Raw genomic sequence first — 23,787 nt, forward strand, 5'->3', positions numbered from 1 at the left:
CGGTAGCGTGCTCTGCGGGGGCACCGTCGGGTGCGGGAGGGACACGGATGCTCGCGTCAGCGCTCGAGGTCCTGCTCGCGGTCGCAGGGGCCGCCGCCGGTGCCGTCCTCGTCGTCAGCGGCGTGCTGAAGCTCGGGCGGACGGAGCGGTTCCGCGCGAGCCTCGCCGCGCTCGGTCTGCCCGCCCGGCTCTCCGCGGGCCCGCTCTTCGCCCGTGCCTTCCCCGTCGTCGAGATCGCGCTCGGCCTGGCGATTTTGCTCGCCCCGTCGCCGCTGCACCGCGGCGCGCTGCTCGGCGCGGTCACGGTCGACGTCGTCTTCCTCGTCGTCGCGATCCGGGCGGTCCGCGCCCCGGAGCCGGTCGAGTGCGAGTGCTTCGGCGGCCTCGGCGACGCCCGGATGACCGGCCGCACGGTCGCGCGGAACGTCGTCCTGCTCGCGCTGGCGCTCGCCGGGCTCGTCGGGGCCGCCGCACCGGCGGAGCTGCTCGTCCCCGGGGTCCCGGCGCTGCTCGCCGTGCTGCTCGCTCTCGCGCTCGTCCCGGTGCGCGACCGGCTCGCCGCGCGAGCACCCGCCGCGTCGACGCCCGCCCCGGCATCCGCGTCCCCGAGCGACCTCGGCGACCTCGCCTTCCTCACCGCCGCCGGCGAGCCGATCGCCCTCGCCGAGTGGGCGGACCCGCCGACGCACCTCGTCTTCTTCTCGCCGTCCTGCATCTCCTGCCACGAGCTGGTCGAGCGCTTCCGCTGGTGGCCGAACGGCCTGCGCGAGGGCGAGGAGCTGATGCCCGTCTTCCTCGGCGCGCCCGCCGACTTCGCCGCCCACGAGGTGTTCGCCCCGCTCGTCGAGCACGCGCTCTACGACCCCGACCGGTCGATCGCCGCCGCTCTCGGTCGTGGCGCCACCCCGGGCCACGTGCTGCTGGACCCGGAGCACCCCCTCGGCGACGGCTGGACCAGCGGCGCGTTCGAGATCGAGAGGCGGGTGCTCCGCCCCGACTTCTTCGAGGACGTCCGCCGCGGCGCGGTCGGACCCGTCCCCGACGCCGCCGGGCACGCATGACCCCGCTCCTGGTGGTGCTGGTCCTCGCGCTGGTCGTGATCGCCGGCGCCGCCGTCGTCGGACCGCGCCTCGGCGTCGCCTCGCCGCTCGTGCTGGTCGGGATCGGGGTGGCCGCGAGCTTCCTGCCCGTCGTCGGTCCGATCGAGATCGAGCCGGAGTGGATCCTGGCCGGGGTGCTCCCGCCGCTGCTCTACTCGTCCGCGGTGTCGATGCCGGCGATGAACTTCCGCCGCGAGTTCGGTGCGATCAGCGGACTCTCGGTGCTGCTGGTCGTCGGCACCTCGCTCGTGCTCGGCCTGTTCTTCCAGCTTGTCCTGCCGGATCTCGGCTTCGCCTGGGGCGTCGCGCTCGGCGCGATCGTCAGCCCCACGGACGCGGTGGCGACCTCGATCGTCAAGGGCACCTCCGTCTCGCGGCGGGTCGTCGCGATGCTCGACGGCGAGAGCCTGCTCAACGATGCGACGGCCCTGGTGCTGCTGCGCACCGCGATCGCGGCCGCCGCGGCGAGCTTCTCCTTCTGGGGCGCGCTGGGCTCGTTCGGCTACTCCGTGCTGATCGCGGGGATCGTCGGCGGTCTGGTCGGCTGGCTGAACCTGGCTGTGCGCCGCCGGGTGCAGGACCCGACGGTCAACACGATCCTGTCGTTCACCGTGCCCTTCCTCGCCTCCGTCCCGGCCGAGCTCCTCGCCGCCTCGGGACTGGTCGCGGCGGTCGTCGCCGGCGTCGTCACGGGCATCCGCGCGCCGCGCGAGCTCTCGCCGCAGAACCGCCTGTCCGACTCGCAGAACTGGCGGACGGTCGAGCTGGTGCTCGAGGGCACGGTGTTCCTCACGATGGGCCTGCAGGTCCGGGCGATCGTGACGAGCGTCGAGGAGGACCACGCCGGCGTCGGCCCGGCCGTGCTGATCGCGGCGGGCGCGCTCCTGCTGACGATCCTGGTGCGCGCGGCCTACGTCGCCCCGCTGCTCGGCGTGCTGAGGAGCCGCGGCCGGCTGCGCGAGCGGATGCGCCCCCGCGTCGAGGGCCTGCAGGAGCAGATGGGCACCGAGGAGGGCCGCGAGGAGAGCCTGAAGCGGATCAGCCGCGGGCGCCGGTCGCCGACCGCCCGCGATCTCGAGCGCTTCGGCACCCGGCTGACCCGGATGCTCGCCGACATGGAGTACTTCGTCCGCGCGCCGCTCGGCTGGCGCGAGGGCACGGCGGTGGTCTGGGCCGGGATGCGCGGCGCGGTCACGGTCGCCGCCGCGCAGACCCTGCCCGAGGACACCCCGCAGCGCTCGGTCCTCGTGCTGATCGCGTTCGCGGTGGCCGCGCTGTCGCTGCTGCTGCAGGGCGGCACGGTCGGGCCGCTGCTGCGCGCCATCGCCCCGGACGTCGACGAGGCGGCCGAGGAGAGGGCCCGCGAGGAGGAGCGCACCCGCGTCTTCGCCCTCCTGCGCACCAGCGCCGAGGCCGTCCAGGAGCCGCCGCCCGCCCCGGACGCGCCGCGGACCGAGGCGTTCCTCCAGGCCCAGCGGCACCGGCTCGCCGTGATCGCCGCCCAGCGCTCCGACCTCCTCGACGCCCGCGACAACGGCACCTTCGACGCCGACGTCCTCGCCTCGGTGCTCGCCGCGCTCGACGCCTCGCAGATCGACCTCGAGATCCGCGCGCGCACCGCCCGCTGATCCACCGTCCTGCGCGCCGCCTGCGGCCACCCGGTAGCCGCCCGAAACATGAGGGTCGTACGGTGAGCGCATGCGCGCAGAACTGACCCTCGGTGCGGAGGAGGAGCTCCACCTCATCGATCTCGAGTCGAGGCAGCTCTCCCCCCACGCCCCCCAGGTGCTCGCCCGGCTGCCGAAGGAGAGCTTCTCGGCCGAGCTGCAGCGGACCACGGTCGAGACGAACACCGCGGTGGTCGACTCGCTCGACGGGCTCCGGGAGCAGCTGATCTCGCTCCGGCGCGCGGTGATCGACGCCGCGGCGCCCGACGGCATCGGCATCGCGGCCGTCGGCACCGCGCCGCGCTCCGAGCACGGCGACTTCGAGCTCACCAGCACCGGCCGCTACGGCCGCATGCAGGAGCAGTACCGGATGCTCGTGGACGAGCAGCTGATCTGCGGCACCCAGATCCACGTCGGCGTCTCCGACCGCGAGCTCGCCGTGCAGATCGCCCAGCGGATCGCCCGCGACCTGCCGGTGCTGCTCTCCGCCAGCGCGAGCAGCCCCTACTGGAACGGCCAGGACACCGGTTACGCCAGCATCCGCACGATCATCTGGCAGCGCTGGCCGAGCGCCGGCGCGACCGGGCCGCTGGAGTCCGCGGCCGAGTACGACCGCCTCCTCGACGACCTGATCGCCACCGGCGTCATCGCCGACTCGAAGATGGCCTACTTCGACGTCCGGCCCTCCTCGCACGCGCCGACCCTCGAGCTCCGGGTCTGCGACGCGATGCCGATCGTCGACGACGCGGTGCTGATCGCCGGGCTCTTCCGCGGTCTCGTCCGCAGCGCCGAGCTCGACATCGAGGCTGGTCGCCCGTTCCGGCACACGCCGCCGCCGATCCAGCGCGCCGCCACCTGGCAGGCCGCCCGCGGCGGTCTCTCCGGGCCGCTGCTCGACCACACCGAGCACCCCCGGCCCGTGCCCGCCGCCGAGGCGCTGCGCAGCCTGATCGCCCGCCTGCAGCCCGCGCTGGACGAGCTCGGCGACCTGGAGCAGGTGCGTGCGCTCGCCGAGGCGCTGATCGCGCGCGGCAACTCCGCCGACCGCCAGCGCGCCGTCCTCGCCGAGCGCGGCACCCTCGACGCCGTGGTCGACGCCGTCGTCGCCGAGACGCACGGCCCGGCGAGCGGCCCGATCCTGCCCGCCCCGAGCCTGCGCACCTACCGCGTCCGCGCCGGTGACGAGGCCGTCGCGACCGGCGGCCGCGCGAAGAGCGCCTACCAGCCGATCCTCGAGCACTTCCGCGGCCTCGGCCCCGAGCGGCTCCAGACCCTGCACGTGTCCCGCGACCGGCTCGTCGAGCAGGCCGGGCTCACCTTCCGCGTCGGTGAGGAGGACCGGCCCTTCCCGGTCGACCTCGTCCCGCGCGTGCTCCAGGCCCACGAGTGGAGCGAGCTCGCCGCCGGGCTCGAGCAGCGCGCCCGCGCTCTCGAGTGCTTCCTGCAGGACGTCTACGGCGAGGGCCGGGCGGTCCGGGCCGGCGTGGTCCGCGATCTGCGCGGCGCGCCGGGCTGGAGCGAGGACGCGGCACGGCTGCCCGCCGGCACGGTCCGCGGTGCCGTGATGGGCTTCGACCTGGTCCGCAACGAGTTCGGCGGCTGGCGGGTGCTGGAGGACAACCTCCGGAACCCCAGCGGCCTGGCCTACGCCCTGGGCATCCGCGCGCTGCTCGACGACGTGCTGCCCGATCTGCCGCGACCCGCGGGCCTGCTCGACGCGTCGACGGCGCTCGCCGGACTGCGCGCGACGCTCGCCCACGGGACGAAGCGCGCCGACCCGGTGCTCGGGCTGCTCTCCAGCGGAGCGTCGAGCTCGGCCTGGTTCGAGCACCGCCGGCTGGCCGAGGGCGCGGGGCTCCTGCTGCTCGAGGCGGGCGACCTCACCGTCGAGGGCGGTCGCGTCCTGGCCGGCGGCACGGTCGTCGACGCGCTCTACCTGCGGCTCGACGTCGAGCTGGCCGACCTCCTCGCCGGCGACCGCGCGATCGGCCGCGAGATCCTCGAGGTCGCGGCGGCCGGCGACGTGTACCTGGCGAACGCGCCCGGCAACGGCGTCGCGGACGACAAGGCCCTCTACTGCGCGGTGCCCGAGCTGATCGGCTACTACCTCGACGAGCGCCCGCTGCTCGAGTCCGTGCCGACGTACCGCCCCGAGGACGAGGCCGAGCGCCGGATCGTGCTCGAGCGGGTCGGCGAGCTGGTCACCAAGCCGGTCGACGGCTACGGCGGCCGCGGCGTGATGATCGGCCCGTCGGCCCCCGCGGCGCGGGTCGCCGAGCGGCGCGCCGAGATCGCGGCGGATCCGGGCGCCTGGGTCGCTCAGGAGGTGGTCCGGCTCTCCTCGCTGCCCGCCTTCTCGGGCACCGACCTGCAGCCGCGGCACATCGACCTCCGCGCCTTCGTCTTCGTCACCGGCACCGGTCCCGGCGACGTCCGCCTCGCCGACCTCGCGCTCACCCGCGTCGCGGCGGAGGGCAGCATGATCGTCAACTCCTCGCGCGGCGGCGGCGCGAAGGACACCTGGATCGTCGGAGGCTGAGATGTGCGGCATCGCGGGCGAGATCCGGTTCGACGGCGCGCGCGCCGACATCGGCGCCGTCGACCGGATGACCGGCTGCCTCGTGCACCGCGGCCCGGACGGCGACGGGCTCTGGGCGGCGGGCCGCGTGGCGCTCGGGCACCGGCGGCTGGCGATCATCGACCTCTCCGCGGCCGGCGCCCAGCCGATGGTCGACGCCGCGCTCGGCCTGACGATCGTCTTCAACGGCTGCATCTACAACCATCGCCAGCTGCGCGCCGAGCTGGAGGGGAAGGGGCACCGCTTCTTCTCCCACTCCGACACCGAGGTGATCGGCAAGGCCTACGCCCAGTGGGGCGAGGACTGCGTCGACCACCTGCTCGGCATGTTCGCCTTCGCGATCGTCGAGCGCGAGTCCGGCCGGGTGGTGCTGGCGCGCGACCGCCTCGGCATCAAGCCGCTCTACCTCGACGAGACCCGCGAGCGGATCCGCTTCGCCTCGACCGTGCAGTCCCTGCTCGCGGCCGGCGGCGTGGACACCTCGATCGACCGCACGGCGCTGATGCTCTACCTGAGCTTCCACTCGGTCGTGCCCGCCCCGCGCACGATCCTCGCCGGAGTCACCAAGCTGCCGCCGGCGACCGTCCGCGTGATCGAGCCCGAGGGCACGAGCCGCGAGCGCGTCTACTGGGAGCCGGTCTTCGCCCGCGATCCCGACCGCGCCGCCTGGACCGAGCGCGACTGGCAGGAGGCGCTGCTCGCGTCGTTCCGCACCGCCGTGTCGCGCCGGATGGTCGCGGACGTGCCGGTCGGCGTGCTGCTCTCCGGCGGCATCGACTCCAGCCTGATCGTGGCGCTGCTGGCCGAGGCCGGCCAGACCGGGCTGCAGACCTTCTCGATCGGCTTCGACGCGGCGGGCGGCGAGTCCGGCGACGAGTTCGAGTACTCCAGCCTGGTCGCGGAGCGCTTCGGCACCGACCACCACCGCCTGCCGATCGACTCCGCGCGCCTGCTGCCCGGGATCGACGCCGCGGTCGGCGCGATGAGCGAGCCGATGGTCTCGCACGACGCCGTCGCCTTCCACCTGCTCAGCGAGGACGTCTCGCAGCACGTGAAGGTCGTGCAGTCGGGTCAGGGCGCCGACGAGGTGCTCGGCGGCTACGACTGGTACCCGCCCCTGGCGCGGGTGCCGCGCGAGCGCGCCGTCGAGGCCTACGCGGACGTCTTCGTCGACCGCCCCTTCTCCGCGCTGCAGGCGCTGCTGGCGCCGGCCTGGCGCGGAGACCCCGATGCGGCGACCGCCTTCCTCGCCGAGCGCTTCGCCCGCCCCGGCGCCGACACGGCCGTGGACGCGGCGCTGCGCAACGACACCGCGGTCATGCTCGTCGACGACCCCGTGAAGCGGGTCGACAACATGACCATGGCCTGGGGCCTGGAGGCGCGCGTGCCGTTCCTCGACCACGAGTTCGTCGAGCTCGTCGGCACGATCCCGCCGGAGCTCAAGCTCGCCGACGGCGGCAAGGGGATCCTCAAGCGGGCCGTGCGCGGCATCGTCCCGGACGAGGTGATCGACCGCACCAAGGGATCTTTCCCGGTGCCCGCGATCCGCCAGCTGGAGGGGCCCTACCTGGAGCGGGTGCGGGCGGCGCTGACCGACCCCGCCGCGCGACGCAGGGGGATCTTCGATCCCGCGACAGTCGACGCGCTGCTGGCCGACCCGAACGCGACCCGCACCCGCCTGGGCTCGAACGAGCTCTGGCAGCTCGCCCTGCTCGAGATGTGGCTCCAGGAGCACGGCGTCGGCTGAGCGGTGCCGGAGGATGGAGGCATGACGCTTCCGCTCACCGATCCGCTGCAGGCCGACCGCCTGACCGCTGCCGAGGAGCTCGCGCTCGGACTCGTGCACGCCTGGGGCAGCTGGGGTCCGACGATGACCCCGGACGCCGCCCGCGTCGCCTTCCTCAGCGATCGCGGCGGGTCGCCGGAGGTCTGGGTGCAGGACGTCGTCGTCGGAGCCGAGCCGAGCGAGGCGCGCCGCATCGCCCTCACCGAGGATCCGGTGCTCGAGGTCTCCTGGTCCGCCGACTCCGCCTGGCTGGCCTGCCTCGTCGCGACCGACGGCGGCGTGCGCACTCAGGTCTGGGTCGTGCGGCCCGACGGCACCGACGCCCGCCGCATCGCCGGCTCCCGCGACGCCCACGCCGAGCTCGGGCCGTGGACCCGCAGCGGCCACCACGTCGTCGTCACGATCCCGTCGGCCGAGCCGGAGCAGCCGACCCGCTCCTTCCTGGTCGACCCGGTGACGGGCGAGCGGAAGCCGCTCGTCGACGGCGACCTCATCTCGGTGCTCGACCTCTCGGTGGAGGAGCGCCTCGTCGTGGTCCGCGACGGCCAGCGCGGCCAGCAGTACTGCGTGGTCGTCGACCGGCTGACGAACGAGAACCACGCGCTCCTGCCCGACTCGGGCACCGGATCCACGGACGTCGCGCTGCTGCGCCCGTCGCCGCTGCACGACACCGAGAGCCCGATGGTCGCCTACCTCGCGACCGACGTCGACCTGCCGCGGCGCCAGCTCGTCGCGATGCCGCTCGGCCCGGACGGCTGGCGCGGCCGGATCCGCCGCCTCGCCGCCCGCGACGACGCCGAGCTCGAGGGCCTGGACGCCGACGACGCCGGCCGGATGCTGATGCTGGTCTGGAACGTCGCGGGCTCGAGCGAGATCGAGCTGCTGGACACCACCACCGGCGCCCGGGTCCCGGTCGCCGGGCTCCCGGGACTGGTGGCGACGACGCCGGTGCTCTCCCGCGACGGCGGCGCGGTGATCCTCGGCGTCGAGGGCCCGGAGCGCCCGCGCGAGCTGTGGCGGCTGGACACGGCGACCCACGGGTGGTCCCGGATCACCGGGGTGCCGACGCTCGATGCGCCGCCGCTGATCGTGCCGACCCTCGAGCGCTTCACGGGCCGCGACGGCCTCGCGCTCTCCGGCTGGCTCTACCGCGCGCCCGGGTCGACCGGGCCCGGCGCGGCGATGCTCAGCCTGCACGGCGGCCCGGAGTCGCAGGAGCGGCCCACCTTCTCGGCGCAGCACCAGACGGTCGCCGCCGCGGGGATCACCGTGTTCGCGCCGAACGTGCGCGGCTCCTCGGGCTTCGGCCGCGACTTCGTGCACGCCGACGACGTGGAGAAGCGCCGCGGCGCCTTCGACGACGTCCTCGCCGCCGCCGCGCACCTCGTCGACGCCGGGATCGCCGACCCGGCGCGGATCGCCGTCACCGGCCGCTCCTACGGCGGCTACCTGACGCTCGCGTCGCTCGCCTTCTCAGCCGGCGTCTTCGCCGCAGGCGTCGACATCTGCGGGATGTCGCACCTGCAGACCTTCTACCGCGACACCGAGCCGTGGATCGCCTCGGCCGCCGTCACCAAGTACGGCCACCCCGAGCACGACGCGGAGCTGCTCGAGGAGCTGTCGCCGCTGAACGAGGCCGCCGCGATCGACGTGCCGCTGCTCGTCGTGCACGGCGAGCTCGACACCAACGTCCCGATCGGCGAGGCCCGGCAGATCGTCGCGGCGCTCGAGGAGCTCGACCGCCCGGTCCGCTACCTCCAGCTGGACGGCGAGGGCCACGAGTACCGCCGCGCCGACTCGAAGGAGACGCTGCTGCGCGAGCTCCTGCACTTCCTCACCGAGACCCTCGCCGCCCCGCCCATGCTGGTCGAGTAGCCCCGCAGGGGCCCTTGCATGCTGGTCGAGTAGCCCCGCAGGGGCGTATCGAGACCCGCCGATCAGCGCGACTCGAACTCCTGGCGGAGCGTCCCGTGGATCGGGTGCGCCGGGTCGTCGCCGACCGCGCGCGCCGGGTCGTCGATCTCGACGGCGCGTCCCGGTGCGAGGTCCGCGTCACCGCCGACCATCTCCGAGACGCCGTCGAGCAGATCCTCGGCGATCCGGCTCGAGAGCCCGCTGCGCTCGCCCGGCCCGGGGTCGGTGAGCTCGTCGACCGGAGCGGCCAGCGCCGCCTCCAGTCCCGTCCGCTCGACGCCGGCCTCCGGCTCGTGCTCGATCCGCCGCGCCTGCTCGTGCTGTGACTCCGACCCCTGGGGCATCGTCGCTCCTCGTCCGTCTCCTCGCGGCAGCGTCGTCCCGATTGGGGGCCGTGCACTCCCGCCGCTGCCCCGAGCGTAGATCACGGCGCGTCCGATCGCGGCTCAGTCGAGCAGCAGCCAGGAGTGCGCCTCGACCCGCACGCCGCCGACGGTCGCCGCCTCGTCGCCGAGGTTGAGCGCGAGCCGGGCGCTCTCGCCGGCCGGCCCCTCGGCCACCAGCAGCACGGCGGTGTTCGACAGGTCGACGCTCCTGGTCCGCGCGGCGACCAGCCACGGGTGCCGGCGGCGGAAGGCGATGACCTCCTGGTGCACGCGGTAGGCGTCGTTCCGCGGCCACTCGGCCGGGTCCGCCGGGAACTCCGGCCGGATCGCGTCGTCGCCGCCCGCGCGCTCCTCCTTGACGCCCTCGAGCCCGCGCTCGTCGCCCGAGTAGATGCTCGGCACACCGCCGACGAAGCCGAGGATCGCGACGGCGTGCCCGTGGTGGCGCGGGTCGCTGATCGCGCTGGCAAGCCGGGTCACGTCGTGATTGCCGACGAAGGTCAGCGGCACGAACGTCTCCAGGAACTCCGCGTGCCGCTGCAGCGTCCAGTCCAGCTCGAAGAGGTTGCCCTCCTCGATCGAGCTGCGCACCGACTTCCAGAGCTCGTACTGCGTGACGGAGTCCAGACCCGACTCCCGCACGTAGCCGGCGTAGTCGCCGTGGATGACCTCGCCGACGAACCAGGCCTCGGGAAAGCGCTCGCGCACCGGGTCGATCGCGGCGCGCCAGGAGGAGGGGTCCACCGCGTAGGCGGCGTCGAGCCGCCAGCCGTCGATCCCGCGCTCGAGCCAGTGGCTCAGCACGGCGGAGACGTGCGCGGCGACCTCGGGGTTCGCGGTGTCGAGCTCGACGAGCGCCTCGTGGCCCTCGAAGACGTCGACCGGCAGGCCGTCGACCTCGCGCGCCGCGCCCGTCCGCCGGAAGCGCCCGGCGGCGGGGGAGCCCTCGCCCGCCGCGACGGCCTCGCGCCACCACGGGTGCTCGCGGCCGACGTGGTTGAAGACGCCGTCGAAGACCAGGCGGATCCCGCGCTCGCGGCAGGCCGCGATCAGATCGTCCAGGTCGCGCTCGTCGCCCAGGCGCGGGTCGACCCGGAAGTGGTCGACGGTGTCGTAGCCGTGCGTCATCGAGGCGAACACCGGCCCGAGCAGCAGGCCGTTGCAGCCGAGCGCGAGCAGGTCGTCGAGCCAGGGCAGGATCCGGCGCAGGCGGTGCTGCGGCTCGTCCCCGGGCTGCGGCCCGTCGGCCGAGGTCGCCTCGGCGCCGAGGAACGCCAGCGGGTGGATCTGCCACCAGATCGCCGTCGAGATCCAGCCGTCCGTCGTCGTCTCCGCCACTGCGGCCGCCTCTCCCGGCGGGCTCGGGTGCGCGCCGTCGGCGAGTGTAGCGACGGCCCCTGACATCGCCTCCCAGCCGCTCCTGACGGCTCCGCGGGCTGCCGATCGGCGTGTTTCCGGGGATTCCGTCGCGCGAATCGCCGCCGATCCGGGATCGGGCTGGTAGGTTACGGACGGTCCGACCGGTCGACGGGGTCCGTCCCCGGCCGTTGGACGACACACAACCACCAGCTGTTCTCAACAGCGCGAACGTCCTGGGAGGACACTCCAATGGCTGACAAGTCGCTCAACCGCACCGAGCTCGTCGCGAAGATCGCCGCCGACTCCGGCCAGAGCCAGGCCGCCGTCAACGGCGTCCTCGACTCGCTCTTCTCGACCCTCGCCGACTCCGTCTCCAACGACGTGAAGGTCACCATCCCCGGCTGGATCGCCGTCGAGCGCACGTCCCGGGCCGCGCGCACCGGCCGCAACCCGCAGACCGGCGAGACCATCCAGATCGCCGCCGGCCACTCGGTCAAGGTCTCGGCCGGCACCAAGCTCAAGGCCGCCGCCAAGTAGTCGCGGTCCGCGCCCTCACGGCGCAGCAGTTCCACTCGAAGACCCCGGCCCTCCGCCGGGGTCTTCGTCGTCCTGCCGCCCCCCAGCCGCGAGAACGTAGGCTTGCCGGGTGAATCGAACCGTCCGGATCGCGGGCCCGGCGCTCCTGCTCGTGGTCGCCGCCCTCGTCGCGCTCCTGGCGGCGCTCGCGTTCGGCGGCGGTTCGGCCGCTCCGCTCCTGAACGACCCGGGGCCCGTCGTCCGCTTCGGCCTCCCGGTCGCCAAGCTCGCGGTCAACCTCGGTGCCGCCGGCATGATCGGCTCGCTCGTCCTGACGCTGTTCGCGCTGAGCCCTCGCGCGATCGCGAAGCGCACCAGCGCCCCCGCCGAGGCGGAGCCGCGCACCGAGTACACGATCGCGCTCGACGTCGCCGCCGCGAGCGCCGCGTTCTTCGCCGCCGCCTCCGCGCTGACCGGCTTCTTCACCTTCCTCAACGTCACCCAGACGCCGCTGAGCCTCGACCGCGACTTCGGCACGAAGCTCAGCTACTTCATCGGCAGCATCCCGGTCGGCCAGGCCTGGCTGATCACCACCCTCCTCGCCGCCGTCGTCACCGTCCTCTGCTTCGCCGTGCGCAACCAGACCGCCCTCGTCTTCGTCACCGCCGTCGCGCTCCTGACGCTGCTGCCGATGGCGCAGCAGGGCCACGCGGCCGGAGCGAGCGGCCACGACGCCGCGGTCACCGCCCTGGGCCTGCACCTGGTCTTCGCCGCGATCTGGCTGGGCGGCCTGCTCACGATCGTCGCGCTGCGGCCGCTGCTCGGCGGCGCGCGCCTGCTGCCCGTGCTCGGCCGCTACTCCAGCCTCGCCCTCGTCAGCTTCATCGTGGTCGCCGCCTCGGGCTACATCAGCGCCGAGCTGCGGCTCGCGACGCTCGGCAACCTGCTCACCGGCTACGGCGTGCTGGTGCTCGTGAAGGTCGCGGCGCTGACCGCGCTCGGCGTCTTCGGCCTCGTCCAGCGCCGCTTCCTGATCGCCCGGATGCGCAGCGCCGGCGGAGCGGGCGGGCGCAGCTTCTGGTGGCTCGTCGCCGCGGAGATCGCCTTCATGGGCATCGCCTCCGGCGTCGCCGCCGCCCTCGCGCGCACGGCGACGCCGGTCGACCAGGTCGCCGCGACCGAGCTGACGAACCCGACCCCCGCGGAGCTGCTCACCGGCGAGCCGCTGCCGCCGGCGCCGTCCGCCCTGAACTTCCTCACCCTCTGGAACGTCGACCTGGTCTGGCTTCTGGTCTGCGGCTTCGGCATCGCGTTCTACGTCGCCGGCGTCGTGCGCCTGCACCGCCGCGGCGACCGCTGGCCCGTGCACCGCACCGTGCTCTGGATCGCGGGCATGCTGCTGCTGGCGTACATCACCAACGGCGGCGTCAACGCCTACGAGAAGTACCTGTTCAGCGCGCACATGCTCGCGCACATGGTCCTGACCATGGCCGTCCCGGTGCTGCTGGTCCCGGCCGCGCCGGTCACGCTGATCGCGCGCGCCGCGGCCCGGCGCACCGACGGCTCCCGCGGCGGCCGGGAGTGGGTCCTGCTCGCCGTGCACTCGCGCTTCGCCACCGCGATCTCGCACCCGATCGTCGCGGCGCTGCTGTTCGTCGGCTCGCTCTGGGGCTTCTACTACTCGCCGCTCTTCCGCTGGGCGACGACCGACCACATCGGCCACGAGTGGATGATCGTCCACTTCCTGATCACCGGCTACCTCTTCGTGAGCGTCCTGATCGGCGTCGACCCGAGCGTGCACCGCGTGCCCTACCCGATGCGCCTGCTGCTGCTGCTGGGCACGATGGCGTTCCACGCCTTCTTCGGCCTGGCGCTGATGACGGGGGAGGGCCTCCTGCTCGCCGACTGGTACGGCGCGATGGGCTGGGGCACGAACGCCCTCGACGACCAGCAGGCGGCCGGCGGCATCGCCTGGAGCATCGGCGAGATCCCCACGCTCGCCCTCGCGATCATCGTCGCGGTGATGTGGAGCCGCTCGGACGCGCGCGACTCCAAGCGGCTCGACCGCCAGGCCGACCGCACCGGCGAGGCCGAGCTCACCGCGTACAACGACCGCCTGGCCGCCCTGCAGAAGCGCGGCTGACCCGGGGCGCCCCGCCCGGACGGACGTCCCGCGACAGCTCCGAGCGGGCTCCGCGGGCCCTTCCTAGGCTGGCCGCTGCTGTCCGACCTCGCCCGCGTCCGCGGGCTCGAGGCGCAGCACTGCGAGAAGGGGAGCGCATGATCGAGGCACGAGGCCTGACCAAGAGGTACGGAGCGAAGACCGCGGTCGACGGGATCGACTTCACCGTGGCGCCGGGGAGGGTGACCGGGTTCCTCGGGCCCAACGGCGCCGGCAAGTCGACGACGATGCGGATGATCGTCGGTCTCGACCGGCCGTCCGCCGGTTCGGTGCTGGTGAACGGCCGGCCCTACCGCGAGCACGCCGCACCGCTCGCCGAGGTCGGCGCCCTGCTCGACGCCAAGGCGACGCACCGCGGCCGGACCCTCCGCGACCACCTGCGCGTGATCGCCGCGACCCACCGCATCCCGCGCTCGCGCGTGGAGGAGGTCATCGAGGTCGTCGGCCTCGGCAGCGTCGCGCGCAAGCGCGTCGGCGGCTTCTCGCTCGGCATGGGCCAGCGGGTGGGCATCGCGACCGCGCTGCTCGGCGACCCGCGGACCCTCCTGCTCGACGAGCCGGTGAACGGCCTCGACCCGGAGGGCGTCCGCTGGGTCCGCGACTTCGTCCGCGCGAAGGCGGCGGAGGGCTGCTGCGTGCTGCTCTCCTCGCACCTGATGAGCGAGATGGCGCAGACCGCCGACCACATCATCGTCCTCGGCCGGGGCCGGATCCTCGCCGACGCCCCGCTGGACGACTTCCTCGCCGAGGCGCGGCCGCGCGTGCGCGTCGAGAGCCCGGACTCGGTGCGGCTCGCCGCGCTCCTCGCCGCCCGCGGTGCTGCGGTCGCCGTCACGGGCGGCGGGCTCGAGATCGAGGGGCTCGAGGCGCCGGTGATCGGCGCGCTCGCCCACGAGGCCGGAGCGGTGCTGCACGCGCTCACCGCGCTGACCCGCTCGCTCGAGGAGGCCTACGTCGCGATGACGGCCGACGCCGTCGAGTACACCGCCGCCCGTCCCCACGGATCCCCGTCCCTCGAAGGAGCCTCCCGATGACCGCGACCGCCCCGAGCCCCGCCCGCGACGCCCCGAGCGGGGTGAGGCTCCGCCTCGACGGGGTCGTCCTCTCCGAGCTGCTCAAGCTCGTCACCGTCCGCTCCACCTGGTGGTCGATCGTCGTCTCGGTGCTCCTCGCGCTCGCTCTGGCCCTGGCCCTCGGCGCCGTCGTCGCGCCGCCGAAGGAGGGCTCCGTCTCCGCGTTCGTCGCGGGCGGCGCGACCCTGCACCTGCAGTTCGTCGGCCTGGTGATCGCCGTCCTCGGTGCGCTGTCGCTCGGTGGTGAGTACTCGACCGGGATGATCCGCTCGACCTACACCGCCGTACCGCGCCGGGTCCCGTCCCTCCTCGCCCGCGGGGTCGTCGTGGCCGTCGCGTCCTTCGTGGTCGGCGTGCTCACCTGCGTCGGCTCGTTCGCCGTCATCGGCGGGATGCTCGCGGCGAAGGGCACGCCCACCTCGCTGCTCGACGACGGCGTGCTCGGCAGCCTGCTCGGCGGCGGCCTCTCCCTGGCGGTCATCGGCGCGTTCTCGGTCGCCGTGGCGGCGCTGCTGCGCAGCACGGCGGCCGCCATCGGCCTCTCGGTCGGCGTGCTCTTCGTGCTGCCGCTGCTCGCGAGCATCGCGGGCGGGCTGCTGCAGGCCCAGTGGATCATCGACGTCAGCCCCTACCTGCTCTCGAACCTCGGGCTGGCCCTGTCGAGCGTCCCGAGCGAGGGCTCGGGCGTGGAGCAGATCAGCACGACGTCCGCGCTGCTCGCCAGCGCCGGGTGGCTCCTCGCCGTCTGGGTCCCGGCACTGACGGCGACCCGCGTCCGCGACGTCTGACCGCGGCGCCGGGGTGCGGGGGTCGGCTGGGTACAGTGGAGCGGTGACCCAGCCGACCCTCTCCGACGAGCAGCAGCGGGTGTTCGACCTCATCGAGAACACCCGCGAGCACCTGTTCGTGACGGGCCGCGCCGGCACCGGCAAGTCGACCCTGCTCAACCACCTGAGCTGGAACACCGACAAGCAGATCGTCATCTGCGCGCCGACCGGTGTCGCCGCGCTGAACGTCGGCGGGCAGACGATCCACTCGCTCTTCCGGCTCCCGATCGGGGTCATCGCCGACTCGGACCTCGATCAGCCGCCCGAGCTGCGCAAGCTGCTGAACACCATCGACACCCTCGTCATCGACGAGATCTCGATGGTCAACGCCGATCTCCTCGACGGCATCGACCGCAGCCTCCGCCAGGCGCGGCAGCGTCGGTCCGAGCCGTTCGGCGGCGTCCAGGTCGTCCTCTTCGGCGACCCGTTCCAGCTCGCGCCCGTCCCGGGCGATCCGGAGGAGCGCGCCTACTTCGCCGACCGCTACCGCTCGCTCTGGTTCTTCGACGCGCTGGTCTGGCAGGAGGCGCCGCTGCGGATCATCGAGCTCGGGAGGATCCACCGTCAGAGCGACGAGCGCTTCAAGTGGATGCTCAACGCCGTGCGCTTCGGCATGGTGACCAAGGAGATCGCGGACGTCCTCAACGCCGCCGGCGCGCGCACGCCGCCCGAGAACGATGCGATCACCCTCGCGACCCGCAACGACACCGTCAACCGGATCAACCAGACCGCCCTCGCGCGGCTCAAGGGCCCGGTCAAGACGGCCTCGGCCGAGATCAGCGGCGACTTCGGCGGCCGCGCGTACCCGGCCGATCAGAACCTCGAGCTGAAGATCGGGGCGCACGTGATGTTCCTGCGCAACGACGCCGAGCAGCGCTGGGTGAACGGCACGATCGGCCGCGTGACCAAGGTCGCCGGCACGGTCTGGGTCGAGGTGGACGGCGAGGTGCACGAGGTCGAGCCCGCGACCTGGGAGCGCTACCGCTACTCCTACTCCGCCGCGACCAAGAAGCTGACCCGCGAGATCGTCGCCGAGTTCGCGCAGTTCCCGCTGCGCCTGGCCTGGGCCGTCACGATCCACAAGTCGCAGGGCAAGACCTACGACTCCGCCGTGGTCGACCTCGGGCAGCGAGCGTTCGCCCCCGGTCAGACCTACGTCGCGCTCAGCCGCATCACGAGCCTCGAGGGGCTCTACCTCACCCGGCCGCTCCGGCCGAGCGACATCATCGTCGACAAGGACGTGCTGCGCTTCATGTCCGAGCGCCGGGCCGAGCCCGCGGCCGTCGCGGAGCCGGAGTCCGCGTCCTCCTGAGCGCCTGAGCGGCACGTCAGGCCGCGGCGCGCGAGCCGGCCAGGTCGCGGAACACCGCGGTGGTCAGCCGGTACGCCTCCGCCACCTCGGCGATGACGCGCTCGCGCTCGTCCTCGTCCCAGCCGGCCGCGTCGAGCTGCTCGCGGTAGACCGCGCGGAAGGCGGACGGCGTCGCGATCTCGCCGTAGAGGTAGAAGCCGACGCCGTTGGTCTCGAAGCCGAAGCGCCGCTGGAGCAGCGTGCGGACGATCGAGCAGCCGGACAGGTCGCCGAGGTAGCGGGTGTAGTGGTGCGCGACGAAGCCGCCGCTCCAGCCGCTCGCGACGGTGCGGATCCGCTCGACGTAGGCCGCCGTCGAGGGGAGCGGGGCGATGCGCGAGCGCCAGTCCTCGCCGACCAGGAAGCGCAGGTCCTCCGCGATCGCCGGCAGGCGGGTGAGCTTGGGCGAGATGAAGGGTGCGGCGACCGGGTCGCCCGCCATCGCCTCCGCCACGGCCTCGAGCGCCTCGTAGACGAAGTAGTGCTGCGCGATCATCGCGACGTAGTCGTCCCGGCTGCCGGACCCGGTCATCAGCGCGGTCATGAAGGCCGAGACCTCGTCGTCGGCGCCGGACCGACCGAGGCGCACGTGAAGGGCCTGCGAGAACGGGATGACGTTCGAGACGTTCGACACGGCGGCCTCCTTCGGCGTCTTAGGTTGCCCTTACCTTAGCTCGAAGGCACCGCGGTCGCCAGGGCAGGTCTCAGTGCGAGTGCCCGCTGTCGGTGACCGTCGTCATCATCCCGCCCATGTCGTGCGAGCCCTCGGAGGAGACGGACAGCGCCGGCGTCGCGAGGGCGGAGACGAGGAGCGCGCCCGCGAAGAGGCCGAGGACCGCGCGCGGGGCCGAGACGGGCCGCTCCACCGTGCGCTGCGAGCGGAGGGTGGCGGCGACGACGGCCGCGGCCACGAGCTGCAGGGCACCCGCCGCGAGAGCCGGCAGGGGATCGCGAAGCAGACCGGCGGCGATCGCGAGGACGAAGCCGGCGACGGTGACGCCGGTGACGGCGAGCGCGGTCCGCGGGAGGACGATCCGGCCGCGGGCGAGGACGACGACGCCCCAGGCCAGCTCCGCGACGCCGAGGGCGGCGAGCGGGAGGGTCCCCGCGTCGAGCTGCCCGGCGGCGAGGGAGAGGTGCACGAGACCGGCGCCGATCCCGGCGAAGGCGGCGTTTCCGCGGGCGACGGTGCTCATCGCGGTCTCCGATCGTGGTGGAGGAGGCAAGAGGAAGAGGCCCCGGATCGACACACCGCATCGTGTCGTCCGGGGCCGTTCGGTCCGTCCGCCGCGGAAAACGGCGGGCCCACGGCGGACGGAGTCTAGGGGGAGCGGACGGATCCGCTCCGGGTCAGGCGGTCGCGGTGCGCGCCCGGGCGCCCTTGTCGGCGGTGAGCCCGACTCCGAGGAGGACGAGCGCGCTGGCGAGGTGCAGGAAGTGGTCGGCGGTGTTCAGCGCGAGCACGTTGAGGGCGGTGTTGACCAGGAAGAAGCCGACGACTCCGAGCAGCAGGTAGACCGCGCCGACGGTCGTGTTGACCGTCTTGGCCGCCGAGGTGGTGGAGAGGCCGGCGATCAGCAGTGCGCCGCCGATGAGCAGGTGCGCGATGTTGTGCAGCGGATTGACCTCGAAGATCCCGAGAAGCAGTCCGCCCTCCGTCGCGAGGAACTGGACGCCGCCGGTGACGACGAAGCCGAGCAGTCCGACGACCACGTAGACCGCGCCGAAGAGCGTGGCGAGCAGCCGGTTCGGTGATGTGCGCATGATTCCTCTTCTCCTTCCGGGCAACGCCTCCGCGTCGCTTGTCCTTTCTTCGTAGCAGCCGCTCAGACGGTTTGGAAAAGGGGTGGCCGGATCCGGATCCGCGTGGTGACGGGTCACGGTCGGGACACGAAAGCCCCGCGCACGGCCCCCGCCCCGTGCTGCGCGAGACCGCGCCCGTACAGTGGAGGAGTTCCAGCACGCGTCTTCGGGGGGAGTCGAACGGCATGATCGGTGGCCGCAGGCCGACCCGGGTCGGAGCTCTCGTCGTGCCCGCCCTGGTCCTCGCCCTCACCGGCTGCACCGGCGGTGCCGACTCCGTCGTCCCCGATGCGCTGCCCGGGCCCGTGCCCGACGACCTGGCCATCGCCCTCTCCGGCTTCCTCGTCGAGGCGCAGAGCGTCGCCGGGGCTTCCGGTGTGGTCGCAGGCGTCTGGTCGCCCTGGGCCGGCGGCTGGGAGACGGCGATCGGCACGATCGGCGACGAGGCGAACACCCCGGTGACCACCGACGCGCACGTGCGCCTCGGCACCGGCGGCACCGAGGCGATGACCTGCGACGTCGTCGTCGCGCTCGCCGAGAAGGGCACCCTCGACCTCGACGCGGACGTCGGCGACGCGCTCACCTCCCTCCCCGGCATCGAGGGGATGACCCTCCGCCAGCTCTGCTCGCACACCTCCGGCCTCGCCGATTTCCGCTCCGTCCTCTGGCCGACCGTCGTGCAGAACCCCGCCCGCGAGTGGCCCACCCTCGAGCTGATCTCGGCCGCGCAGGTCAGCGCGCCGATCGCCGAGCCGGGCGCCGCCTGGTCCGAGTCCTCCACCGGCCCGCTCCTCGCGGGCGTGGTGGCGACGCAGGCCACCGGTCGCAGCATGCAGTCGCTCTACGACGAGTACGTCGTGCCCCGCTACGGCCTGAGCAGCACCGGCCTCCCCGGCGACTCGGAGCTCGAGCTGCCCGCCCCGGCGATGCTCGGCTTCTCCGCCGCCCTCGATCCGCGCTCCGGCGCCGTCCAGTGCGAGGTCCGCCGCGACCTCTCCGCGGCGTCGCCCTCCTCGCTCGGCGCGGCCGGCGGCGCCGTCACCGATCTCGACGATCTGCGCCGCCTCGCGCAGGGACTCGCGACCGAGCCCGCGGGCGACGCGATGTGGGCCGATCCCGTCCCGCAGGGGCAGGGGCGCGCGGAGTGGCTGCTCGCCGGTCTCGGCGGCCACGAGGCCGGCCCGCTCCGTGGCTTCTCCGGCATCGCGCCGGGCTTCCTCACCGCCGCCTACTCCGACCCGGAGTCGGGGCTGACGGTCGCGGTCGCCTTCAACAGCTCGACCGCCGGCGAGGGCTTCGCCGCCACGACCGCGCGCGCCCTCGCGGCGATCGCGGTCGAGCAGGGGGCGGCGACCGGCGCCGCCGGGCTGCCGCAGCTGCCCTGGACGGCCGACGGCGAGCGCGGCGCGGTGCAGGGCGCGCAGCCGCGCTGCTGAGCCGTCCTACCCTGGGTCCATGCCCATCACTCCCGATACCAAGGACTGGACCTGGGTGCTCGAGCGCCCCTGCCTCGAGTGCGGCTTCGACGCCTCGCTCGTGGAGTCCGACGCCGTCCCCGCGCTGATCCGCCAGAACGCCGCCGCCTGGCCCTACGTCCTCGAGCGCGAGGACGCCGCCGGCCGCCCCGACGACGAGACCTGGTCGCCGCTGGAGTACGCCGCGCACGTGCGCGACGTGCACCGCATCTACCGGCTGCGCCTCGGGCTGATGCTCGAGGGCGACGACCCGCTGTTCCCCAACTGGGACCAGGACGTGGCGGCGGTCGAGGAGCGCTACGACCAGCAGGACCCCGCGGCGGTCGGCCGCGAGCTCGTCGAGGAGGCGGCCCGCATCAGCGACGTCTTCGAGGGGGTCGACGGCCGGCAGTGGCAGCGGCCGGGTCGCCGCAGCGACGGCGCGTCCTTCACGGTCGAGACGATCGCGAAGTACTACCTGCACGACGTCCAGCACCACCTGCACGACGTCCAGGGCTGAGCACCCGGAGCCGGCTCGCCGGGCGGTGCGTCAGCAGTCGATCAGCTGCGGGTTGAGGAAGGACAGGGTCCGCGCGTAGGCGAGCGCGGCGGCGGACGGGCTGACCGACTCCCGCAGTGTGGCGTTCGCGAAGTGCCGCCCGGTGTCCGGGTAGGTGTGCGCGGTGACGGGCGTGCCCGCCTCCTTCAGCCGGCCGACGAACGACTCCGGGTCGTCGCCCTCGGGCCACTCGTCGCTCTGCGCGTAGTGCAGCAGCGTCGGGCAGGGCACCAGCGCGTGCTCCTCCCGGCCGAGGGTCGCGTAGTAGGCGACCACGGCGTCGACGAGACCGGTGGCGGCGACGAGCAGCGCCAGCCGCCCGCCGAAGCCGAAGCCGATGAGGGCGGAGCGGGCAGCGCCGGCGGCCGATCCGGTGCGCACCGCGTCGGCGACCGAGGCGAGGGCGCGGTCCTGCGCGGCCATCGCGGCGAGATCCCGCGCGTCCTCGGCTGCGAGCGTGGCCCAGCCGTCGTAGAGGTCGGGGACGAGCACGTGGTAGCCGTGCTTCGAGACGGCCTCGGCGAACGGCTCCAGCCAGGGCAGCCGGCCGAACACGTCGTGCAGGATCACCACGACGGGGCGACCGGGGTGCCCGTACTCGAGGGCGATGCCCGGAGACGGGATCTGGACGAGCTCGCTCATCCCTCCACCCTGCACCGCGGGACGGCCCGATCGGCCTGTCGGCGCCGATCCCGTCGGCGTGTCGCGGTCCGGGCTCACCGCTCGACGGTGAAACCCTGCTCGGCGCCGTACTCCTCCAGCTCGGCCTGCCAGTCGAGCAGCCCCGCCTGGAGGGTCGTCTCGCCGGTGTAGGCCGTGCCGACGGAGTCGTTGAACACCGCGGCCGCGTAGACCTGGTAGGGGAGGAAGCGGACGTCGTCGGGGGCGTTCTCCGACGCGGTCGCGTACTCCCTGTTGACGGCCTGCCCGCCGAAGTACTCGCTCGGCCGGTCGAGGAACGCGGGCGACTCGGTCGCGGCCCGGTGGGCGGGCCAGAGTCCGGAGTCCCGGATGACGTCCACCCCGTCGCCCGCGGTGGCGTAGGTCAGGAAGTCGACGGCGAGCTCCTTGCTGACGCTGCTCTCGAGCACCGAGAAGCCGCCGCCGCCGTGCTCGGCGGTCACGCTCCCGCCCGGCTCCCACTGCGGCAGCTGCGCCACGCGCCAGTCCCCGGCGGCGTCGGGGGCGCTCTGAGTCAGGGCGGAGGCCATCCAGCTGCCGGCCGGGAGCGTCGCGATCCGGCCCGCCGCGAGCATCTTCCGCCACTCGTCGCTCCAGTCGGCGACCGGGGCGAGCAGCCCGCCGTCGAGCAGGCGCTGCCAGTTCTCGGCGTACCGCGCGGTGCCGGGGTCGGCGAGATCGATGGCGACGGCGGTGCCGTCCACGGAGAAGGGCCGGCCGCCGGCCTGCTGGATGAGGCTGTTGGCGAGTCCGGGATTGCCGACGTCGTTGAGGATGTACACCTCCGGGTCCGCCGCGTGCAGCTGCTCCGCGGCGCCGACGTACTCCTCCCAGGTGCCGGGCACCGCCACGCCGAGCCGCTCGAAGACGGCGCGGTTGTAGAACAGCACCATCGGCCCGGAGGCCCAGGGCAGTCCGTAGACGGTGCCGTCCACCTGGGACGCCGCCCACGGCCCCGGCGCGAACTCCTCGGAGAGCTCGTCGGCGCCGAGCGGCCCCAGGTCCGCGAGGGCGCCGGAGAGGGCGAACTGCGGGAGCGCAGTCGAGTCGAGGAAGGCGACGTCCGGACTCCCGGATCCGGCCGCGATCACGTTCTGCAGGGCGGTGTACTGCTCGTCGCCCGTGCCCACGTCGACCACGTCGATCTCGACCCCGGGGTGCTCCTCCTCGTAGAGCTCCGCGACCTCGGGCAGCTGGTCGTCCCAGCTCCACACGAGCAGGGAGTCGTCCTCGGCCTCCGTGCGGTCGGCGCAGCCCGTGAGCGCGGCCGCGAGGGCGGCGACGGCGAGTGCCGCCGCCGGGCGGGAGTGGTGCCGGAGAGACATCGTCGTCCTTCGCTCGATCGTGGTGCCGTCCCGGAAGGGGGAGGCCGTCGCCGATCCTACGAGACTCCGGGTCAGGATGGTTGCCTTACCATGCCCTCATGTCTGCAGATGACGCGCTCGAGGCGATCCCCCCGCCGGACTTCCTCGACGAGCTCCTGGACGAGCTGAGGCTCCGGAGGAGCCACTATGGGGAGATGACCGACGTTCCGCGCCGCCCCTCACTGGCTGACGTGGCACGCCTCGCGGGCGTCGCGCCCGTCACGGCCTCGCGGGTCGCGAACGGGCAGACGAACGTCGTCCCCGCGACGCGGCAGGCCGTCCTGGAGGCGATGCGCACCCTCGGCTACCGGCCGAACAGCGCCGCGCGCGCCCTGAAGAGCGGCTCGTTCCGCACCCTCGGCGTCGCGGTCTTCAGCCTGGACACCCTCGGGATGATGCGGACCGTGGACTCGATCGCCACTGCAGCGGCGGAGGCGGGCTACGCCATCACGCTCGTGCCGGTCTCGGCACCGAGTCAGACCGGGCTCAACGGCGCCTTCACCCGCTTCGGCGAGCTGGCGGTGGACGGCCTCATCGTGGTCGTGGAGACGTACCTGCGGGACACGGCGCAGCTGGTCCTCCCCGAGATCCCCCGGGTGCTGGTCAACGCGGCCGCCGGCGCCCAGGGGCCCGTGGTCGACGCCGACCAGGCGGGCGGTGTCCGGGCCGCGGTCGAGCACCTGCTCGGGCTCGGGCACCGCACGGTGCACCACATCGCGGGCCCGCGCGGCTCCTTCGCCGCCGAGCGCCGGGAGACGGCGTGGCGGGAGGCGCTCCTCGCGGCGGGCGCACCTGTGCCGCCGACCCGCTACAGCAACTGGCGCTCGGACGGCGGCTACCTCCAGGGCGCCGCCCTGGCCGAGACCGGCGACTGCACGGCCGTGCTGGTCTCCAGTGACGAGGCCGCGCTCGGGGTCTACCGCGCCTTCGCGGAGCACGGCCTGCGGATCCCCGAGGACGTCAGCGTGGTGGGCTTCAACGACATCCCGGAGGCGCAGGACTTCTCCCCGCCGCTGACGACCGTCCGGCAGGACTACCGGGCGGTCGGCGCGAAGTGCGTCGAGCTGCTGCTCGACCAGCTCGCGAACGGCGTCAGCGACGACCCCGTCCTCGAGCTCGTGCCGACCTCGCTGATCGTCCGGGCGAGCACCGCGCCGCCCGCGACCCGCTAGGCCGTCGCGCGTGGC

At 73.8% G+C, this 23,787-nt stretch carries 20 protein-coding genes; 13 read left to right on the top strand and 7 right to left on the bottom strand.

Annotated elements, in window-relative coordinates:
- Positions 1 to 47 precede the first annotated feature (47 nt).
- The 5 genes from MT355_RS16600 (at position 48) to MT355_RS16620 (ending at position 9,006) form a co-directional block, all read left to right on the top strand.
- Positions 48 to 1,061: a MauE/DoxX family redox-associated membrane protein gene (locus MT355_RS16600; RefSeq protein WP_243600416.1), complete on the top strand. Its 1,014-nt coding sequence runs from the start codon at positions 48 to 50 to the stop codon at positions 1,059 to 1,061.
- Entirely contained in the window at positions 1,058 to 2,728 is a 1,671-nt protein-coding gene (locus MT355_RS16605) for a sodium:proton antiporter (protein ID WP_243600417.1), read from the top strand. Before MT355_RS16600 ends, MT355_RS16605 begins: the two co-directional genes overlap by 4 nt.
- 70 nt (positions 2,729 to 2,798) lie before the next feature.
- The gene (locus tag MT355_RS16610; RefSeq protein WP_243600418.1) at positions 2,799 to 5,306 is read left to right on the top strand and encodes a glutamate--cysteine ligase; all 2,508 of its coding nucleotides are present in this window, start codon (positions 2,799 to 2,801) and stop codon (positions 5,304 to 5,306) included.
- A gap of 1 nt (position 5,307) precedes the next feature.
- The gene (locus tag MT355_RS16615) at positions 5,308 to 7,092 is read left to right on the top strand and encodes an N-acetylglutaminylglutamine amidotransferase (RefSeq protein ID WP_243600419.1); all 1,785 of its coding nucleotides are present in this window, start codon (positions 5,308 to 5,310) and stop codon (positions 7,090 to 7,092) included.
- Positions 7,093 to 7,113: 21 nt separating this feature from the next.
- Positions 7,114 to 9,006 (top strand): S9 family peptidase, encoded by a 1,893-nt coding sequence (locus MT355_RS16620; RefSeq protein ID WP_243600420.1) that lies wholly within the window; start codon positions 7,114 to 7,116, stop codon positions 9,004 to 9,006.
- A 62-nt stretch (positions 9,007 to 9,068) separates the two neighbouring features.
- Here the strand turns inward: MT355_RS16620 and MT355_RS16625 are convergent, their stop codons facing one another.
- Positions 9,069 to 9,389: a hypothetical protein gene (locus MT355_RS16625; protein WP_123734868.1), complete on the bottom strand. Its 321-nt coding sequence runs from the start codon at positions 9,387 to 9,389 to the stop codon at positions 9,069 to 9,071.
- A 102-nt stretch (positions 9,390 to 9,491) separates the two neighbouring features.
- Positions 9,492 to 10,769 (bottom strand): alpha-amylase family glycosyl hydrolase, encoded by a 1,278-nt coding sequence (locus tag MT355_RS16630; RefSeq protein ID WP_243600421.1) that lies wholly within the window; start codon positions 10,767 to 10,769, stop codon positions 9,492 to 9,494.
- Between the two features lie 270 nt (positions 10,770 to 11,039).
- Here MT355_RS16630 and MT355_RS16635 point away from each other — a divergent pair, with 270 nt between their 5' ends.
- The 5 genes from MT355_RS16635 to MT355_RS16655 all read left to right on the top strand — a co-directional run bounded on the left by MT355_RS16635 (position 11,040) and on the right by MT355_RS16655 (position 16,700).
- Positions 11,040 to 11,327 (top strand): HU family DNA-binding protein, encoded by a 288-nt coding sequence (locus tag MT355_RS16635; protein ID WP_055786347.1) that lies wholly within the window; start codon positions 11,040 to 11,042, stop codon positions 11,325 to 11,327.
- Positions 11,328 to 11,436: 109 nt separating this feature from the next.
- Positions 11,437 to 13,449, top strand: a complete 2,013-nt coding sequence (locus MT355_RS16640; RefSeq protein ID WP_243600422.1) for a cytochrome c oxidase assembly protein — start codon at positions 11,437 to 11,439, stop codon at positions 13,447 to 13,449.
- A gap of 137 nt (positions 13,450 to 13,586) precedes the next feature.
- On the top strand, positions 13,587 to 14,522 hold the full coding sequence (locus MT355_RS16645; RefSeq protein WP_243600423.1) for an ABC transporter ATP-binding protein: 936 nt from the start codon (positions 13,587 to 13,589) through the stop codon (positions 14,520 to 14,522).
- Positions 14,519 to 15,349, top strand: coding sequence for an ABC transporter permease (locus MT355_RS16650; protein WP_243600424.1), 831 nt, complete (start codon positions 14,519 to 14,521; stop codon positions 15,347 to 15,349). Before MT355_RS16645 ends, MT355_RS16650 begins: the two co-directional genes overlap by 4 nt.
- A gap of 43 nt (positions 15,350 to 15,392) precedes the next feature.
- Positions 15,393 to 16,700, top strand: coding sequence for an ATP-dependent RecD-like DNA helicase (locus MT355_RS16655; RefSeq protein WP_123734872.1), 1,308 nt, complete (start codon positions 15,393 to 15,395; stop codon positions 16,698 to 16,700).
- A gap of 16 nt (positions 16,701 to 16,716) precedes the next feature.
- On the opposite strand, the gene MT355_RS16660 is transcribed toward MT355_RS16655, so the two are convergent.
- The 3 genes from MT355_RS16660 to MT355_RS16670 form a co-directional block, all read right to left on the bottom strand.
- Positions 16,717 to 17,373, bottom strand: coding sequence for a heme oxygenase (biliverdin-producing) (locus MT355_RS16660; protein ID WP_243600425.1), 657 nt, complete (start codon positions 17,371 to 17,373; stop codon positions 16,717 to 16,719).
- A 70-nt stretch (positions 17,374 to 17,443) separates the two neighbouring features.
- Positions 17,444 to 17,935, bottom strand: coding sequence for a hypothetical protein (locus MT355_RS16665; RefSeq protein ID WP_243600426.1), 492 nt, complete (start codon positions 17,933 to 17,935; stop codon positions 17,444 to 17,446).
- Between the two features lie 154 nt (positions 17,936 to 18,089).
- A complete protein-coding gene (locus MT355_RS16670; protein ID WP_123734875.1) occupies positions 18,090 to 18,503 on the bottom strand; it encodes a DUF4383 domain-containing protein in 414 nt (137 codons plus the stop codon).
- Positions 18,504 to 18,769: 266 nt separating this feature from the next.
- On the opposite strand from MT355_RS16670, the gene MT355_RS16675 reads away from it, so the two are divergent.
- Both MT355_RS16675 and MT355_RS16680 read left to right on the top strand, forming a co-directional pair.
- Positions 18,770 to 19,978, top strand: a complete 1,209-nt coding sequence (locus tag MT355_RS16675) for a serine hydrolase (RefSeq protein ID WP_243600427.1) — start codon at positions 18,770 to 18,772, stop codon at positions 19,976 to 19,978.
- A gap of 19 nt (positions 19,979 to 19,997) precedes the next feature.
- Positions 19,998 to 20,516, top strand: coding sequence for a DinB family protein (locus MT355_RS16680; protein WP_132434862.1), 519 nt, complete (start codon positions 19,998 to 20,000; stop codon positions 20,514 to 20,516).
- Between the two features lie 30 nt (positions 20,517 to 20,546).
- Here MT355_RS16680 and MT355_RS16685 read toward each other — a convergent pair whose 3' ends face one another.
- Together MT355_RS16685 and MT355_RS16690 are read right to left on the bottom strand one after the other, a co-directional pair.
- Entirely contained in the window at positions 20,547 to 21,197 is a 651-nt protein-coding gene (locus tag MT355_RS16685) for a dienelactone hydrolase family protein (protein ID WP_123734878.1), read from the bottom strand.
- Between the two features lie 74 nt (positions 21,198 to 21,271).
- Complete coding sequence (locus MT355_RS16690) at positions 21,272 to 22,561, bottom strand: sugar ABC transporter substrate-binding protein (protein WP_243600428.1); 1,290 nt, start codon at positions 22,559 to 22,561, stop codon at positions 21,272 to 21,274.
- Positions 22,562 to 22,659: 98 nt separating this feature from the next.
- On the opposite strand from MT355_RS16690, the gene MT355_RS16695 reads away from it, so the two are divergent.
- Positions 22,660 to 23,772, top strand: coding sequence for a LacI family DNA-binding transcriptional regulator (locus MT355_RS16695; RefSeq protein WP_243600429.1), 1,113 nt, complete (start codon positions 22,660 to 22,662; stop codon positions 23,770 to 23,772).
- Positions 23,773 to 23,787 lie beyond the last annotated feature (15 nt).

It is taken from the genome of Rathayibacter sp. VKM Ac-2929, assembly GCF_022815495.1.
Taxonomy (GTDB): domain Bacteria; phylum Actinomycetota; class Actinomycetes; order Actinomycetales; family Microbacteriaceae; genus Rathayibacter; species Rathayibacter festucae.